Source organism: Lapillicoccus sp., from assembly GCF_039935575.1.
Taxonomy (GTDB): Bacteria; Actinomycetota; Actinomycetes; order Actinomycetales; family Dermatophilaceae; genus Lapillicoccus.
On the sequence record NZ_JBDTKA010000001.1, the window covers coordinates 1 to 15710 of the forward strand.

The 15710-nt window shown below is 70.0% G+C and carries 16 protein-coding genes; 9 read left to right on the forward strand and 7 right to left on the reverse strand.

The window, feature by feature from the left end:
* Window positions 1–294 precede the first annotated feature (294 nt).
* A complete protein-coding gene (locus ABI385_RS00005; RefSeq protein WP_348101668.1) occupies window positions 295–969 on the reverse strand; it encodes a methyltransferase domain-containing protein in 675 nt (224 codons plus the stop codon).
* Between ABI385_RS00005 and ABI385_RS00010 the strand changes: the two genes are divergently transcribed.
* Window positions 968–2488, forward strand: a complete 1521-nt coding sequence (locus ABI385_RS00010) for an FAD-dependent oxidoreductase (RefSeq protein ID WP_348101669.1) — start codon at window positions 968–970, stop codon at window positions 2486–2488. The genes ABI385_RS00005 and ABI385_RS00010 overlap by 2 nt on opposite strands.
* 32 nt (window positions 2489–2520) lie before the next feature.
* Here the strand turns inward: ABI385_RS00010 and ABI385_RS00015 are convergent, their stop codons facing one another.
* Both ABI385_RS00015 and ABI385_RS00020 read right to left on the reverse strand, forming a co-directional pair.
* Window positions 2521–3126 (reverse strand): CDP-alcohol phosphatidyltransferase family protein, encoded by a 606-nt coding sequence (locus ABI385_RS00015; RefSeq protein WP_348101683.1) that lies wholly within the window; start codon window positions 3124–3126, stop codon window positions 2521–2523.
* Window positions 3119–4540, reverse strand: a complete 1422-nt coding sequence (locus ABI385_RS00020) for a hypothetical protein (RefSeq protein WP_348101670.1) — start codon at window positions 4538–4540, stop codon at window positions 3119–3121. The genes ABI385_RS00015 and ABI385_RS00020 overlap by 8 nt, the downstream gene beginning before the upstream one ends.
* A 149-nt stretch (window positions 4541–4689) precedes the next feature.
* Between ABI385_RS00020 and ndk the strand changes: the two genes are divergently transcribed.
* The 7 genes from ndk (at window position 4690) to ABI385_RS00055 (ending at window position 11133) form a co-directional block, all read left to right on the forward strand.
* Window positions 4690–5115, forward strand: coding sequence for a nucleoside-diphosphate kinase (gene ndk / locus ABI385_RS00025; RefSeq protein ID WP_348101671.1), 426 nt, complete (start codon window positions 4690–4692; stop codon window positions 5113–5115).
* A 91-nt stretch (window positions 5116–5206) separates the two neighbouring features.
* Entirely contained in the window at window positions 5207–5341 is a 135-nt protein-coding gene (locus ABI385_RS00030) for a hypothetical protein (protein ID WP_348101672.1), read from the forward strand.
* Between the two features lie 123 nt (window positions 5342–5464).
* Window positions 5465–6493 (forward strand): rod shape-determining protein, encoded by a 1029-nt coding sequence (locus ABI385_RS00035; RefSeq protein WP_348101673.1) that lies wholly within the window; start codon window positions 5465–5467, stop codon window positions 6491–6493.
* A gap of 92 nt (window positions 6494–6585) precedes the next feature.
* Window positions 6586–7386 carry a rod shape-determining protein MreC gene (gene mreC / locus ABI385_RS00040; protein ID WP_348101674.1) on the forward strand — a complete coding sequence of 267 codons (801 nt, stop codon included), beginning with the start codon at window positions 6586–6588 and terminating at the stop codon, window positions 7384–7386.
* Window positions 7386–7889, forward strand: coding sequence for a rod shape-determining protein MreD (gene mreD, locus ABI385_RS00045; RefSeq protein WP_348101675.1), 504 nt, complete (start codon window positions 7386–7388; stop codon window positions 7887–7889). The genes mreC and mreD overlap by 1 nt, the downstream gene beginning before the upstream one ends.
* 119 nt (window positions 7890–8008) lie before the next feature.
* Window positions 8009–9961, forward strand: coding sequence for a penicillin-binding transpeptidase domain-containing protein (locus ABI385_RS00050; RefSeq protein ID WP_348101676.1), 1953 nt, complete (start codon window positions 8009–8011; stop codon window positions 9959–9961).
* Between the two features lie 35 nt (window positions 9962–9996).
* Window positions 9997–11133 (forward strand): FUSC family protein, encoded by a 1137-nt coding sequence (locus ABI385_RS00055; protein ID WP_348101677.1) that lies wholly within the window; start codon window positions 9997–9999, stop codon window positions 11131–11133.
* A 15-nt stretch (window positions 11134–11148) separates the two neighbouring features.
* On the opposite strand, the gene rfbB is transcribed toward ABI385_RS00055, so the two are convergent.
* Entirely contained in the window at window positions 11149–12144 is a 996-nt protein-coding gene (gene rfbB, locus ABI385_RS00060; RefSeq protein WP_348101678.1) for a dTDP-glucose 4,6-dehydratase, read from the reverse strand.
* Window positions 12141–12971, reverse strand: a complete 831-nt coding sequence (locus tag ABI385_RS00065) for a GntR family transcriptional regulator (protein WP_348101679.1) — start codon at window positions 12969–12971, stop codon at window positions 12141–12143. Before ABI385_RS00065 ends, rfbB begins: the two co-directional genes overlap by 4 nt.
* 78 nt (window positions 12972–13049) lie before the next feature.
* On the opposite strand from ABI385_RS00065, the gene ABI385_RS00070 reads away from it, so the two are divergent.
* Window positions 13050–13541 (forward strand): nitroreductase family deazaflavin-dependent oxidoreductase, encoded by a 492-nt coding sequence (locus ABI385_RS00070; RefSeq protein WP_348101680.1) that lies wholly within the window; start codon window positions 13050–13052, stop codon window positions 13539–13541.
* 135 nt (window positions 13542–13676) lie between these two features.
* Here ABI385_RS00070 and ABI385_RS00075 read toward each other — a convergent pair whose 3' ends face one another.
* Both ABI385_RS00075 and ABI385_RS00080 read right to left on the reverse strand, forming a co-directional pair.
* Entirely contained in the window at window positions 13677–14729 is a 1053-nt protein-coding gene (locus ABI385_RS00075) for a CapA family protein (RefSeq protein ID WP_348101681.1), read from the reverse strand.
* 64 nt (window positions 14730–14793) lie between these two features.
* Window positions 14794–15648, reverse strand: coding sequence for a DUF1524 domain-containing protein (locus tag ABI385_RS00080; RefSeq protein ID WP_348101682.1), 855 nt, complete (start codon window positions 15646–15648; stop codon window positions 14794–14796).
* Window positions 15649–15710: the final 62 nt, after the last annotated feature.

Below are 15710 nucleotides of genomic sequence, written 5' to 3' on the forward strand. Positions count from 1 at the left end.
AGGTTGACCCGACCACCGGACACGTCGTCTGGGATTTGACCCGAGGCTCCTACGACCACGCCCTCACCACGGCCAGACCGGATCCAGAGCATGGCCTGATTGGGAACGACACCGGAAACCCCGCCCACCCGCCGGACCGAACGTGACCCCGCCCCACACCCAGCAGGCACACCGCCCGCCGGGTTTGAGTCCTGCCTTTCGTCTTCTCGAGCGGAATGGACGCCCTCACTGGGACATCGATCCAGCTAGCTGATCCAAAACCGGGCCGTACGGACCGCAACCCGACGGCTTCTCTCAAGGCTTTTCATGTGATGGCACGGTGCCGGCACGAACCTGAAGGTGTCCGCCTCGAAGGCTTTTTCCCTGGACCTGAGTCAGGTCGCGCTCGAGCGCCGTCCACGGGTGAGCGTCGATGTCCGCGCCGCCGGCGCGGGTGGCGAGATGGGCGAGTGGGGTCCAGACACGTGCCCATCCGCCCGGGGTCGCCATGTCCACGACCGCGACGCGCCCACCCGGGCGTACCAACGGGAGCACCGAGTCCCATGCTCGTTGCCACGCTCTCATCAGGGAGAGCGAGTAGACGAAGATGGCCGCGTCGAAGCTGCCGGTCATGTGGCGAGTGGGCGCGCTATCGGTCGACGGCGTTCGCCCGACGCGATCACCCAGGGTGGTGGCATCCGCGACGACCAGCTCGACGTTCTCCCAACCGTGCGCCTCGACTCTTCGCCGGGCCTGTTGCACCATCTCCGGGCTCGAGTCGACACCGACGACCCGACCAGCCGGTCCTATCGAGCTTCGCAGCAAGGGGAACGAGAGTCCGGTGCCACAACCCACGTCCAGGACCCGGTCGCCCCACCGCAGACCGAGGGCCTCGATGCCGGCGACTCGGCCTACCCGGTAGACCGGCCGTTCCAACGAGAGCCGGTCGTATGCGGGTGCCGCCCACGTATAAGGCCTCGGTCGACGCATGGCGCGGTCCGCCTTCCCTGGTTTCGTCGCGACAGGCACACCGTGGCATACCGTCGCCGTCATGGTCCTCGACATCAGTGCAGAACCGTGGGACCTGCTCGTGGTGGGCGGTGGGACCGCTGGGATCGTCGGCGCGCAGACCGCAGCGGCGCTGGGCGCCCAGGTGTTGCTTGTCGAGCGGGACCGGATGGGCGGCGACTGCCTCTGGACCGGGTGCGTCCCGTCGAAGTCGCTGCTGGCTGCCGCAGCGGCAGTCGCCCGACCCGACGCCGACCTCGGGGTCGGCCAGGGTGGCCCGGTCGACTTCGAGGCGGTGATGCGACACGTCCGAGGCGCCGTCTCGACGATCGCGCCAGTGGACTCGGCAGAGTCGATGACCCGGGCCGGCGTCACGGTCGTCGCCGGCGCAGCCGTGTTCACCGGACGGGAAGTCGCCACCGTGGACGGTCGACCGGTGCGGTTCCGTCAGGCGTTGGTCGCGACGGGCTCGGAACCCGCCATCCCTGAGGTGGTCGGCCTCGACCCCAGCCGCGTGCTGACCAGCAACACCGTGTGGGACCTCGCGCAGCTGCCGGCGCGCCTGGTCGTGCTCGGCGGGGGCGGCATCGGGTGCGAGCTGGGCCAGGCGTTTGCGCGGCTGGGGTCGCACGTCACATTGATCGAGGCGTCGAGCCAGGTGCTGCCACGAGAGGACCCGGACGCGGCAGCGCTGCTTCACCCGAAGATGGAGGCCGACGGTGTGGCGATCGTGACCGGTAGCGGCGTCTGCGGGGTGGCGTACCACAACCATGTGGCGTTTTCGGGCACGGTGCAGCTCACGGACGGGCGCTGCGTCGAGTTCGACCGGTTACTCGTATCCACAGGACGCACACCTCGCACGACGGAGGTGGGTCTCGTAGCCGCGGGTGTCGAGCTAGACGAGCGAGGCTACGTCCGGGTCGACTCCCGGCTGCGTTCCAGCAACCCGCGGATCTGGGCCGCTGGAGACATCACCGGCTATCCCCAGCTCACCCACGTCGCCGGAGTGCACGGCTCGATCGCAGCGACGAATGCGGTCCTCGGACTGCGCCGGTCGGCGCGCGCGCATGCCATCCCGCGGGTGACGTTCACGCATCCCGAGGTCGCCGCCATCGGGGCGTCGACCACTCAGCCGCCCGCGGGAGGTCGCATCCTCACGCTCCGCCACGAGCATGTGGACAGGGCTGTCACGGAGGGCGAGACCGACGGAATGACCAGGTTGGCTGTCGACCGTCGCGGCCGCCTGGTCGGTGCCACCATCGTGGGCCCACGGGCCGGTGAGAGTCTGGCCGAGGTGGCGCTGGCCATCGACCAGAAACTACGTCCGCGTGACCTGGCCGGCGTGACCCACGCATACCCGACCTATGCCGACGGAGTCTGGAACGCGACGGTTGCGGACGTACGCGCCTCTCTGCGGGCGCCGTCCGCGGCCCGTGCGATCAGCGCACTCGTCGGCGTCCGACGCACCTGGTTGGACATGTCCGCTCGGGTCGGCCGTTGAGCCCCGCCCTTCGTCTCAGCCGGTCCTCCCGGTCAGTGCGTCGGCCTCAGCAGACGGACCCCGAGCAGCACCCGCTGCACGGCAGTAACCCCTACGGCCGCTGCGAAGACCCACACGAGGGTGACGGCCCAACCGGGCACGATGCAGATGAGTGAGTAGGCCACCACCGTCTCCGTGCCTTCCGCGAGACCACCCACAAAGCGCAGCGACCGTCCGTCGGCACTCACGCCGCCGCGCTTCTCCAGCAGCGACGACAGTGCCAAGAACGCGCAGCCGGACAGGTAGTAGGTAGTCAGAAGGGCTACGCAGGCCAGCCGGGCTTCGGGCAGCGCAAGCGCGACCGCCAAGACGAACCCGGCATAGATGCTGAAGTCCGCGACAAGGTCGAGGAACCCGCCGAGGTCGGTGGGTCCGGTACGCCGCGCCACCGGGCCGTCCAACCCGTCGAGCAGGCGGTTGAGGAGCCAGAGCACCAGGGCGGGGATCCAGGCCTGTCGCCAGACGGCGACGCACGCGGCCACGCCCACCACCCAGCCGACCGCCGTCAACAGTAGGGCAGGAACGCCGGCCCGGGACAGACGCACACCGACGGCGTCCAAGGCTGGCGCGAGGACCCGCCGCGTCGCCGCGTCAAACACCCTGGACAAGCCCGTCGACCGGCCGCCTCGAGGCCCGTCCGACCGGGGTCAGCGGAAGCATGCGGCGCAGCTCGACATTCTCCACCGGGTCCAGGACGCCGTGCTGGACGCAGGCGGGGACCAGCTCGCCGGACTCAGGGTGCGCCATGGCGTAGGAGCAGGCTCGCAGCCGCTGTTGCGTCTGCGCCAAACGAGGCTCGGCGCACTCCTCACCCCGTTGGAGGGCCTCCCAAGCTGGTCCCACGTCGGCCGCATCCATGAAGGAGTGCATGACGAACGTGACGGGACGCACCTTGTGGCGCAGCAGGTTGCGCCATCCGACCCGACGTCCCATCCGGGCGGCCCCGTCGACGAGCAAGCAGCCGACACCGGGATGGCGGACGAGCACCCGGACGACCTTGACCGCAAGCGGGCCAAGCGGTGTGCCCGAGAAGCTGATCCCCCCCATCCGGTCCAAGAACGCGTCGCGCAGCCGCAGGTCGGCCGGGTCCTCGTCGTCGAGGACAGGGAAGTAGCGGGACCCGACGTAGAAGCCATAGGTGGTCCGGTTGCATCGCTCGTCGCCGATCTGCAACGCCCGGAACGGAAGGCGCGTGCCGACCCCTTTCTCGACCTCGGCCCACACCTCGTCACCCGTGGTGTCGTCGAACGCCTCGTGCCAGCGACGCTCGTCGCCCACGAAGGCGGCCGGCTGGAACGAGAACAACCCGAACCCCATGTCGTGCGTGGCTCGCACCACGTCCGCGAGCTGGCCGAGATTGCGAGGCGTCACCGTCATGTTGTGCGCGAGGAAGAATCGCACTCCATGCTCCCGCTGCAAACGGACGAACAGGTCGACGAACCGGCGCCGGTATGCCTGCAGCGAAGCCTCGTCGGTCGGCCGACGGATGCCGCGCCGGCCGAACATCAACATGTCGAAGTGGCCTGCGAAGGAGAGCCGGTCGAAACGTCGCCGACCGTCGGGTCCAACCGCTAGAGCCTGGAGATAGGCATAGTCCACATCGCCGTGGGTCATGCTCATCGCTTGGCGGCCATGGTCGCGCATCAGCTGGAGCGCGTGAGCGTGGTCATCCGGCGGGAGCAGGGTCACCTCCCCGCCGATGAGCTGGGCATGAGCGCGAGGTCCGCGCAGCTTCCGCAACAAGGACATCTGGCTCGCGACCTCACGCGTCGTGTGGTCGCCGTCGACGGCGACCTGGTTGGCGTCACGTGAGTGGTAACACGGCGTGCAGGCCAGGTTGCACCGAGGGAACACCCCGTGCGTCCCCTCGCAACCGACGCCGTGCCGCCCCAGGACCTGCGCCGGGGTACGAACCGCCTCGGGCAGCTCGGCCCAGCGACGACCCAACGCGGCACGCGTCTCCGGATGGACCGGGCGGGTCTCGAGCTCGAGCCGGGTGAGCCAAGCAGGCATACGCGATGTCCGACGCCAGGTGCGCACGGGTCAGCCTCCATGTTGCTCAGGTCAGCCGGTAGACCGCCATCATCCCCCGCAACCCGTGCACGATCGACCATCCGCGCCGACCCCGATATCCGAATGCGCCCCGCCGATAGGCTGCCCGCGTGACGACAACGGAGCGTTCCCTGGTCCTGGTCAAGCCCGACGGCTTCTCGCGCGGCCTCACCGGAGAGGTGCTTAGTCGCATCGAGGCGAAGGGGTATGCCCTCGTCGCGCTGTCGATCCTGACCCCGGACCGGGGGCGGCTGGCCCAGCACTACGCCGAGCACGAAGGCAAGCCCTTCTATGAGCCGCTGGTCGACTTCATGTCGTCCGGTCCGGTGACCGCGGTGGTCATCGAGGGGCACCGCTGCATCGAGGGATTTCGCGCGCTCGCCGGCGCGACCGACCCCACGGTGGCACTCCCGGGCACGATCCGCGGCGACCTCGGTCGCGACTGGGGCCTGAAGGTGCAGCAGAACATCGTGCACGGCTCGGACTCATCGCAGTCCGCCGCGCGGGAGATCGGGATCTGGTTCCCCGACCTCTAGCCCCCGAGTTCGGCCCCCATGGGGCAACCACCGAGCCCCGAAGGGCGTACGGTCACGGGGAGGAGCCACCGCGGTTCCACAAAGGAGCGTCATGGGCGACAAGTCACCGCGTCAACACATGTCCAAACCGGCACAGAAGTCTCTCAAGGAGAAGCGCGCCGAAAAGCACGCCAAGGCTGAAGGCACCAACACGAACGAGGTTTTCTCACCCGGTAAGAAGCGCTGACAGGACCCTCTGGTGGGGCTGAGATGAGGTCCCACGAGGCACATACGCCTCATTTGTCACACATTCCGCGACACCCACCCGATGCCGTCGGTGGGGAGCGGCGCGGCGCCTGACAATCCGGTCATGACCAGCTGGCCGATACTCGGGCGCGACCTCGCGGTCGACCTCGGCACCGCCAACACGCTCGTCTACGTCCGTGGTCGCGGGGTGGTGCTGGACGAGCCTTCGGTGGTCGCGGTGGAGGTGGGGACGAACCGGCTCGTCGCCGCAGGGTCGAGAGCCAAGGAGATGGTGGGGCGGACGCCGGCCTCCGTCCGGGCGGTACGGCCTCTACGGGACGGCGTCATCTCGGACGCGGACCTCACCGAGCGGATGCTGCGATGGTTCATCGACCAGGTCCGACCCTCCCGCCTCGTGCGCCCCCGGATGGTGGTCTGTGTCCCGAGCGAGGTGACCGGCGTCGAGCGCCGTGCCCTCGAGGACGCCGCGACCAGGTGCGGCGCGAGACGCGTCTACATCATCGAGGAACCCATGGCAGCGGCGATCGGGGCAGGCCTGCCGGTCAACGACACGGCCGCGTCGATGGTGGTCGACATCGGCGGCGGGACCACGGACGTCGCCGTGATCAGCCTGGGCGGCATCGTCTCCGCACGCTCGATGCGGATCGGGGGCGACGAGATCGACGAGGCGGTCGTTGCGCACGTCAAGTCCGAGTACTCGCTCCTGCTCGGCGAACGCAGCGCCGAGGACATCAAGGTCGACGTCGGGTCGGCGTTCCCGCTGGGGGAGGAGCTGTCGACGCGCATCCGGGGCCGCGACCTGGTCACCGGGCTGCCCAAGACCGTGTCCATCTCGTCGCCCGAGGTGCGACGCGCGATCGAGGCGCCGGTCATCCAGATCGTCGAGCTGGTCCGTGCCACCCTCGACGTCTGTCCACCCGAGCTGGCCGGTGACATCGTCGACCGGGGCATCACCCTCACCGGCGGCGGGGCGCTGCTGCGCGGCCTCGACGAACGGATGCGTCACGAGCTCGGCGTGCCGGTGCACGTAGCACAAGACCCTCTGCAAAGCGTGGCGCTGGGCGCCGGTCGCTGCGTCGAGGAGTTCTCCGCACTCGAGCGAGTACTCGTCGGTTCCGAGCGTCGGTGGTGACGTGAGAGCCCCGGTGATCCGTCGATGAATCGGGCCCATCAGTGACAGGGATCGCGCGCCGGCGGTTGCTGCTGGCGCTCATCCTCGCCACCATGGCTGTCGCTCTGCTCGATCTCGCGGGCTCAACGCTGCCGGACCGCGCCAAGGCTCTCGCGGCGACGGCTATCGGTCCCGTCCAGCGGGCGGTGGCTGCGGTCGACCGCGGCGATACCGCCACCCTCGCAGGACAGAACGCCGTGCTGCGCACCCAGCTGGCTCAGGCACAGGTACGGCTCGCGCAGGACGCGGCGGCCGGTCGCCTGCTCCAGTCGCCGTCCGCAGCGGGCGGCCACCTCCTGTCAGCCCGGGTGGTCGGGTCCAGTACCACCGTCACCGGAGGACAACAGGTGACGCTCGACGTAGGCCGATACGACGGCGTCGAGCCCAACCTCACCGTCGTCTCCGCGGACGGTCTCGTCGGTCGGGTGGTGGCGGTAGGCCCCTGGTCGAGCGACGTCCGGTTGCTCGGTGGCACGGATGCCACCGTCGCTGTACGCGTCGGCGCGGGGGGCTACCTCGGCACCGTCGGCTCCACGACACCCCCCGACGCGCCGGAACGCCCACGCGGCGACCTGACGCTCGCGCTCGTCGACCGGTCGACCGTCACCGTCGGCGACCGGGTCACCACCTTGGGCAGCGTGGGCGGCCGGCCCTACGTTCCGGGAATCGTGATCGGCACGGTCACGTCGCTCGACCCACCTCGCGGGGGTATCACCGGGACCGCCGTGGTCCGCCCGGCCGTCGAGGCGGCGCGGCTCGACGTGGTCGCCGTCGTCCTGACCCCGGCAAGCCCGACGACCTCCCCACCGACAGCTTCCGCAGCCTCCAGCCCAGCGACCGGAACGCTCCCGTGATGCCCCGACTGTCCTTGCTCGGCGTGCTGCGGACCGTGTCCGTCCTGCTGGCTGCGCTGCTCGTGGCCACCGTCCTGCCGCGCTTCGGACTCCCCGTGCGCTTCCTGCCCGACCTCGTCGTCGTCCTGGTCGTATCGACCGCCGTGCTGCGTGGACCCACCCACGGGGCGCTCGTGGGCCTGGCAGCCGGGTGGGTGGTGGATCTCGTCCCGCCCGCCGGTGCGCCGCTCGGGGTCACCGCTCTGCTCTATGCCGCGGCCGGCGCCGCCGCCGGCACGTTCCGTCGGCCCGGGCGTCCAGGGACCGTGCCGCCCGTGCTGGCGTTGACGGTCGCCGCGGGGGCCGTCGCCGGCGGCGGATGGTGCGTGGCGGTCCTCGGCACCGGGACGCTGGACACGAGCCAGACCCTGACCCGCCTGGCGAGCACGCTGGTCGTCGGAGTGGCCTGTCTCCCGATCCTCGTCACGGTGGACCGGGCGTTGACCCGGCGGCGCCTGGCATGAGGCGGCGGCGCCTGCCCGCCCGGCGTGTGCGTGTGCGTGTACGTGGATCCGTGCGTGGGCGGATGAGTAGGTCCGGGCGACGCGCCTCACGCAGCCCCAGGATCTGGGTGGTCGCCGCCATGGTGATATCAGTCTTCGGCCTCTTGCTGGGCAGACTCGGTCAGGTCCAGCTGGCCCAGCACACCGCCTACGCCAAGGCTGCCGCCGCGGTGACCACGCGCACGCTCGCGGAGCCTGCGCTGCGCGGCCGCATCCTCGATGCACAAGGCCGACCACTGGTCGCCAACGCGACGAGCCTCGCCGTCACGGTCGAGCGCGCCAGCCTGGTCGGCGCGCCAGATGGTGGTCGCGCTCTTGTACAGCGCATTGCGACTGCCCTCGGCAGGCCTGCGGAACCGTTGTGGGACAAGACCTTCTCGTGCGGATCCCCCGGCGCACCAGCCGCTCCGAGGTGCTTCGCCGGTTCGGCATACCAGCCGGTCCCGATTGCCGAACAGGTCGATCCGGCCCGTGCGCTCTCCCTGATGGAGCAGCCCGAGAGCTACCCCGGCGTCAGCGTGGTCACCGAGGCGTCCCGCACGTTTCCCGCGCCGGGTGGAGTGAACGCCGCGCACCTGCTGGGGTATGTCGACCGAGTGAGTGCGGCCGACGTCACGTCGAGCGGCGGCGTGCTGAGCGCCGACGAGGTGGTCGGCCGGGACGGGCTGGAGGCCGAGTACGACAGGGTGCTCCGGGGGGTTGTCGGGACGACGACGGTCGCCATCGACCCTCGGGGGATCGTCACCGGACGCCTGTCCGGGACGGACCCGGTCCCCGGACGCGACGTCGTCACCCACCTGTCGGGACCCATCCAGGTCACCGCAGAACAGGCGCTGGCACAGGCCGTGACGTCGGCGCGGGGGGCGGGCTACGCGGCCGACTCGGGCGCGGCCGTCGTGCTCGACGTCACAAACGGAGCGGTCGTCGCGGCGGCGAGCTACCCCACCTACGACCCCAAGACCTGGACCGGTGGGATCACCCAGGCCAACCTCGATGCCCTCGAGAACCCCGCGGCCGGAACGCCTCTCGTCTCTCGGGTTACCGGAGCCGTCATGCCACCGGCGTCCACCTTCAAGGTCGTCTCGACGACGGCCGCAGCGGCGATGGGGGTGGACCTGGGCGGGACGTACGACTGCACGTCGAACGTCCAGATCGGCGACCGGGTGTTCGCGAACTACGAGTCGCACGACTACGGCGTCCTGTCCCTCGAGCGCAACATCGAGGTCTCCTGCGACACCATCTGGTACCGCTTCGCCTACCAGTCCTGGCTCGCGCAGGGCGGGTTGACCGCGGCGGATGACGCAGCCGACCCGTTCGTCACGGCCGCCAAGGCCTACGGACTGGGCGCACCGACCGGCATCGACCTGCCCGGTGAGGTGGCCGGACGCATACCGGACCGCGCCTCGAAGCGATCCTCGTGGGAGCACACCAAGGCGCAGACCTGCGCCCGAGCCACGAACGGCTACCCGGAGGTCGCCGCCACGGATCCCGGTCGCGCCGACTACCTCAAGGCGCTCGCGGTCGAGAGCTGCACGTCGGGATGGCAGTACCGCGCAGGCGACGCCGTGAACTTCGCGATCGGCCAGGGAGATGTCGCCGTCACCCCGCTGCAGCTGGCGCGGGTCTATGCCGCGGTCGCCAACGGAGGGACGCTGTGGGTCCCGCAGGTCGCGGCAGCCACACAGGACCAGGACGGCAGCCACCTCAGGCAGGTGAGCCCCGTCGCCGCAGGCACCGTCCCGCTGACCCCCGAGACTCGCAGCTTTCTCACCACGGCCCTGCAGGGCGTGATCACCTCCGGGACGGCCAGCGGAGTGTTCACCGGCTGGCCCCAGGCGGACTACCCGCTGGCCGGCAAGACCGGGTCCGCCGAGGTCTTCGGGAAGCAGGCGACGAGCTGGTTCGCCTCCTTCGGACCGGTCGACAACCCCCGGTATGCGGTGGTCGTGATGGTCGCCCAGGCCGGTACGGGCGGGAGCACGGCCGCGCCGGCCGCCCGCCAGATCTGGGAGGCGTTGCGCGCGGCCGGTTGACTCAAGGCGCGACCGCGCGATGGGAGGATCGACCGGTGAGCACCACTACCGCCGAGAGTCGGTTCGACGAGTTCTTCGACCGTGCCTGGCGTCGCAGCCGAACCTCCATGCGGACCAGGGTCAACCGCGTCAAGAGCAAGGCCTGGCACATCGGCCAGTGTGCGGTCGCCGCCACCATCGCGTGGTTCATCGCCAGTGACCTCGTCCACCACCAGGCCCCCGTGTTCGCCCCGATCGTGGCCGTGGTGAGCCTCGGGCTGACCTACGCCCAACGCCTTCGACGAGTTGCCGAGATCACCGTGGGTGTGGCGATCGGCCTGGCAGTCGCCGACCTCTTCCTGGCGCTGTTCGGTACGGGGCCTCTGCAGATCGGCGTGATCGTCGTCTGTGCGATGACCACTGCCCTGTTGCTCGACCCCGGTGGCCTGCTCGTCATGCAGGCGACCGTCCAGTCGATCTTCGTCGTCGCCCTCGTCGCGACCCCCGGCGCGGCCGTCAACCGCTGGTTCGACGCGGTCATCGGTGGAGCGGTGGCCCTCGTCGCGGCGGCGGTGGTCCCGGCGGCCCCGTTGCGCCAACCCAGGACCCAGGCGGCCATCGTCGTCGAGACCATCGCGGACCTGCTTCGGGATGCCGCCCAGTGCACCAGAGACGGTGACATCGCCCGCGCCGCAAAGGTACTCGGCGAGGCCAGAGCGACCGACGGTCCGCTGCGCGAGCTGCAGGCGGCGGCGTCGGAGGGGTTGTCCGTCATCGCCTCCTCACCGTTTCGTCGCGGGGAGCGCGAGAGCGTCCGGTCGGTCGCCGACCTGGTCGACCCGCTCGACCGCGCGATTCGCAGCACCCGGGTGCTCGTGCGCCGCGCCGCGCTCACGGCGACCAAACACATCCGCGTGCCCCGCTCGTACGCCGTCGTACTGGACGACCTGGCCGACGCCGTCGGGATCGTGGCGCGGGTACTGGGCGAGAACGCCTCGGCGTCCATGGGGCGCGGTGGCATCGTCGCCGTCGGTCAGGCGACCGCCGACCTCGAACGCGGGCTGCTGTCGACCGACGTGCTGTTGGCGCAGATCCGGTCGGTGGTCGTCGACATGCTCCAGGTCACGGGGATGACCTACGAGGAGGCGGTGGCAGCCATCCCCACGCTGCCGGAACGCCTCGTCGACGAGTGACCCGACGCCTCCGCCTCAGCGGCCGAGGCGTTCGTAGGTCTTCTCGGTCCGGGCCTTGGCGCCTTTCCACCAGTCGGTGTTGTCGCGGTACCAGTCGATGGTCTGGCTGAGCCCGGCTCGGATGTCCTGGTACTGCGGGCGCCACGACGTCTGCGATCGCAGCTTGCCCGAGTCGATGGCGTAGCGCATGTCGTGGCCCGGACGGTCGTTCACGTGCTCGAACCAGTCGGCCGGCTTGTCCATCAGCTGGAGGATGAGCGCGATGATCTCGCGGTTGTTCTGCTCGCCGTCGGCGCCGATCAGGTAGGTCTCGCCGAGCCGACCCTGCTCGAGGATGGCTACGACCGCGTCGTTGTGGTCGTCGACGTGGATCCAGTCCCGCACGTTGGCACCGGCGCCGTAGAGCTTGGGCTTGGTGCCCTCGAGGATTCCGGTGATCTGGCGGGGGATGAACTTCTCCACGTGCTGGCGGGGACCGTAGTTGTTCGAGCAGTTCGACAGGGTGGCGTCGATCCTGAACGAGCGGATCCAGGCTCGTACCAACAGGTCCGCGCTCGCCTTCGATGCGGAGTAGGGGGACGACGGGTTCACCGGCGTCGACTCGGTGAAGCGACTGGGGTCGTCGAGCTCTAGGTCGCCGTAGACCTCGTCGGTCGAGATGTGATGCAGTCGCTTCCCGTGGTGCCGGACCGCCTCGAGCAGGCGGTAGGTGCCGATGATGTTGGCCTCCATGAAGGGCCACGGGTTGTCGAGGCTGTTGTCGTTGTGCGACTCGGCAGCGAAATGTACGACCACGTCGGTGTCTGCGACGAGGCGGTCGACCAGAGCCTCGTCCGCGATCGACCCCTCGACGAAGTGGATCTCGTCCTCGACGTCGGCGAGCGAGGCGCGGTTGCCGGCATACGTCAAGGCGTCCAGGACCGTCAGCTCCCAGTCCGGTCGGGTCACCCGAGTGCGCAGGACGAAGTTGGAGCCGATGAACCCGGCCCCTCCGGTGACGAGGACCTTCATGCTGACTGCTCCTTGGTTCTGGTGTGGGGTGCGGTTGTCGGGGCGGTGCCGACGATGGACGGGACGGCGTGTATGCCTGGGGGCTCTGACGTGGCGGACCCGCTGCCCGCCGGACCGGAGCTGAACTCGACCTCGAGGGCGAAGCGCTGCGCGAGGTAGCGGTGGTCGGAGAGGGCAAGCGGTTGCCCAACCGGGTCGAGCGCCAGCCGGCGGACGAGTAGCAGCGGGTCACCGGGCGTGACACCGAGCAGGTCGGCGTCGCTCTCGCTGGCCAGGCCGGCGGTGACGGTCTGTCGCACGGTACTGAGCCGATGACCCGCCCGCGCGAGGGTCTCCCAGATTCCCGGTCCGGTGGCGTCGTCGCGGCTGATCGCACCGGCGAGCGTGGCGGGGACCCACTCGCGCACGACGTCGAGGCCGTCTTCGTCGACGGTGCGGACCGACCGGGCATGCAGGAGGTCGGCTCCTTCGGGCACGCCGAGCGCGGTGGCCAGCGACAGCGGGGCGGGGCGGAAGCCGAACTCGACGACGCGGCGTTCGATCGTCTTGCCAGCCTCGGTGACGGCGGACGCGGCGTGCCGGAACGCCCCGATGGCCAACCGCTGGTGAAAGGCGGATCCGGTGACGAACCACCCGGCCCCGTGCCGCGACTCCACGAGCCCCTCACCGCGCAGTACGTCCAACGCGTGACGCACAGTGGGGCGCGAGACCGCATACCGAGCACACAGCTGGGCCTCGGAGTCCATCGCCCCGTCGTCGCCGAACTCACCGAGCGCGATGCGCTCGCGCAGGTCGCGGGCGATGGCGACGAATCGCGAACTTGTCATAGACTTGTAAGTTACAGGATGAGTAGGCGGGGCGCCACTGACCCAGCTGTTACCAGGTGGTCCTGCGAGAGTGTGCCGGTGCCAGAACCACTGCCGAGCTGGGCGAGCGCGATCTTCCGCGCGCCGCGACACCTGTATGCCTGGCACGCCGGTTGGCTGCTGGGTCACCGGTTCCTCATGGTCGAGCACCGTGGCCGCCGGAGCGGAAAGCGGTACACGACCGTGCTCGAGGTGGTTCACCGCGACCGCACGGTGCCCGAGTACGTCGTGATCGCCGGACTCGGCGCTGGGGCCGACTGGTACCGCAACGTGCGCTCACACGCCACCTGTCGGATCCAGGTCGGCAGGTCATCGTTCGAGGCGTCTTGGCGCGATGTCGAGCCGAGCGAGGCGGCCAGGCTCCTCGCTGGCTACGAACGTCGCGCTCGCGTTGCCGCTCCCGTGTTACGACGGGTCCTGACCAGTCTTGTGGGCTGGAAGTACGACGGGAGCGCGGCGGCTCGCGATCGGCTGGTCTGCGAGCTCCCGATGCTGGCCTTTCGTCCGAGCAGCTCCAGTGAGTTGTGGTGAACCGACTTTCGCGCCGGTCGGGACCGAGCTCGTCTGCATGGTGTTCGGTCCGTAGCAGTGCTCTTCACCTGGTTCGATGGCGTTCTCGGTCGGCGCGCGGCGACGCGGCGGTTCGACCGAGGCGAGACGGGGTGATCAGCCTGCCTGCGGTGCCGTCATCGGCAGGGTGGTCAGCCCCGTGCAGCCGCGCAGCGCCTCCCACCTGGTGTTCGCGGTCGTCGCGGCCGAGCCGGTCAGCGCGTTCGGGAGGCCGTCGACGATCTTCCCCGGATGCCACTGCGGGTCGGAGATCGCGCGACCGGTCGCGGTGAGCACGAGGACGCCTGTCTCGGACGTGCGTGAGCCGTTCGAGACGTAGAACTCGAAGTTGCCCATGCCGTAGTCGATATAGGCCGAACCGTGGAAGCCGCCACCTAGCAGGACATGGGCGTGCTGGCCGACCACGATATCGGCGCCCGCAGCCACCAGGGCGTCGGCCAGGGCAGTCTGGACCTGGGTCGGGCACGTCGTGAGGTCCTTGCCGTAGTGCAGCTCGACGACCACCGTGTCCACCGACGGGCGGATGGCCCGGACGGCGGCGACCACGGCGGCGTTGTCGCCGTCGAGAGCGGTCGCGAGGCCGGCCTGGTCCGGCCCCGCCGACCAGCTGCCTACCAGACTGTCGTCGAGCACCGCCGTCGCAGCGAGGAAGGCGATGCGCTGTCCCTTGACGGTCGTCACCCACGGCGCGTATGCCTGCGCCGCGTTCTCGCCGATACCGACGACTGGCAGGCCAGCCGCCTTGGCCGCGGAGAGCGCGTCCGGAACGCTGCTCTCGCCGTAGTCGAGGGCGTGGTTGTTGGCCATCGTGACGACGTCCACTCCAGCGCCCTTGAGCGCGTGGAAAACCGCTGGGGGAGCGTGGAACGCGAACTGTTTGGGCTGCGCCGACCCTCTCGTCGTCACCGCAGTCTCCAGGTTGAGGACGGCGAGGTCCGCGGACGCCAGCGTCGTCGCCATCGGTCCCATCGCGGTCGAGGGGTTCTCGAGCTGGCCGGCGAGGTTTCCTGCGAAATGCACGTCTCCCGCGAACGCGATGGTGACCGGATTGCCCGGCGCCTTCGGGGCCGACTCCGGTGCACTGCTGCAGGCCGCCAGCGTGACGGCGCTGCCGAGAGCCAGCGCCACGACGGTGCGCGCACCTCGCATGTGACGCACGGTAGTGGCGATCAGTCAGCTGGCGCCGATGGACACGCCCTCCGAAGGCGTCGACTCAACCGCAGGCCTGCAACATCGTCGTGAGTGCGGCCTGCTCTGCGGACGTCACGGTGAGGGAGTACTTCGACTTCACCGCGACCCAGGACCTGGCGTAGTCGCAGCGACGGTCGGGCACGGGGGACCAGGTCTCGACGCCCGCGTGGTTCTTGGCGAAGTTCACAGTTCCGGCGACCGCATACAGCTCCGGCGCGTCGAGGTCTTGAGCGAAGGTCACCCGCTGCCGGTCCGTCCAGGCCCACGCGCCGGACACCCACGCGTTGTAGAGCGGCACCAGATGGTCGATCTGGATCTGTGCCGCCTGCCGAGAGTCCTTGAGGTTGGTGAAGGTCAGGGTCGTTCCGGTGTAGGCGTCGACCCAGGTCCCCGAGATGGCCTCCTGGCAGGTGTTGCCGTGCGCCGCGATCGGCCGCGTGGTGACCTGCCGCGCGGAGCGGACGAGAACGTCCTGCCGTGTCGTGCACCCGTTGCCGTCGAGGTCGGGCCAGTCGTCGGGACCGAACCGCCCGCGGCAGTAGCTGTCCCCGTGGCTGCGAGGGGCGACCGTCAGCGTCGGGAGGGCGGCGAAGGCGTCCGCGGCCGACGGCAACGGCGCCAGGGCGCCCGGCTGCTGCGGTATGCCGTCGGTGCTCGCCGCCGTGCAGTCCCGACTCTCCTGCGGCTCGGGCGGTGCCGTGGTCAGTGACGGGGTCTGAGTCACCGTGGGGGTCGGACGGGCGCTGGAGCTCTCCTGCTCGACGACCCAGTCGGGCATCGTCCACCGACCGGTGGCCAGGGCGACGACGACCAGGGCGACTGCGCCGACGAGAACCAGCTGAAGCGGTCCTCGCACCCAACGCGGCCACCTGCGCATGCCCCGAGGCTATTACCGGGGCGTTGTGGCCGCGGGTGTGGTGGCTGGCGCCCGGTTTCCCG

What these genes read in the sequence shown, in the direction of transcription:
- ABI385_RS00010 (WP_348101669.1), top strand. Translation starts at nt 968, where the DNA reads ATGGCGCGGTCCGCCTTCCCTGGTTTCGTCGCGACAGGCACACCGTGG.
- ABI385_RS00005 (WP_348101668.1), bottom strand. Translation starts at nt 969, where the DNA reads ATGCGTCGACCGAGGCCTTATACGTGGGCGGCACCCGCATACGACCGG.
- ABI385_RS00020 (WP_348101670.1), bottom strand. Translation starts at nt 4,540, where the DNA reads ATGCCTGCTTGGCTCACCCGGCTCGAGCTCGAGACCCGCCCGGTCCAT.
- ABI385_RS00030 (WP_348101672.1), top strand. Translation starts at nt 5,207, where the DNA reads ATGGGCGACAAGTCACCGCGTCAACACATGTCCAAACCGGCACAGAAG.
- ABI385_RS00035 (WP_348101673.1), top strand. Translation starts at nt 5,465, where the DNA reads ATGACCAGCTGGCCGATACTCGGGCGCGACCTCGCGGTCGACCTCGGC.
- mreC (WP_348101674.1), top strand. Translation starts at nt 6,586, where the DNA reads ATGGCTGTCGCTCTGCTCGATCTCGCGGGCTCAACGCTGCCGGACCGC.
- mreD (WP_348101675.1), top strand. Translation starts at nt 7,386, where the DNA reads ATGCCCCGACTGTCCTTGCTCGGCGTGCTGCGGACCGTGTCCGTCCTG.
- ABI385_RS00050 (WP_348101676.1), top strand. Translation starts at nt 8,009, where the DNA reads ATGGTGATATCAGTCTTCGGCCTCTTGCTGGGCAGACTCGGTCAGGTC.
- rfbB (WP_348101678.1), bottom strand. Translation starts at nt 12,144, where the DNA reads ATGAAGGTCCTCGTCACCGGAGGGGCCGGGTTCATCGGCTCCAACTTC.
- ABI385_RS00065 (WP_348101679.1), bottom strand. Translation starts at nt 12,971, where the DNA reads ATGACAAGTTCGCGATTCGTCGCCATCGCCCGCGACCTGCGCGAGCGC.
- ABI385_RS00075 (WP_348101681.1), bottom strand. Translation starts at nt 14,729, where the DNA reads ATGCGAGGTGCGCGCACCGTCGTGGCGCTGGCTCTCGGCAGCGCCGTC.
- ABI385_RS00080 (WP_348101682.1), bottom strand. Translation starts at nt 15,648, where the DNA reads ATGCGCAGGTGGCCGCGTTGGGTGCGAGGACCGCTTCAGCTGGTTCTC.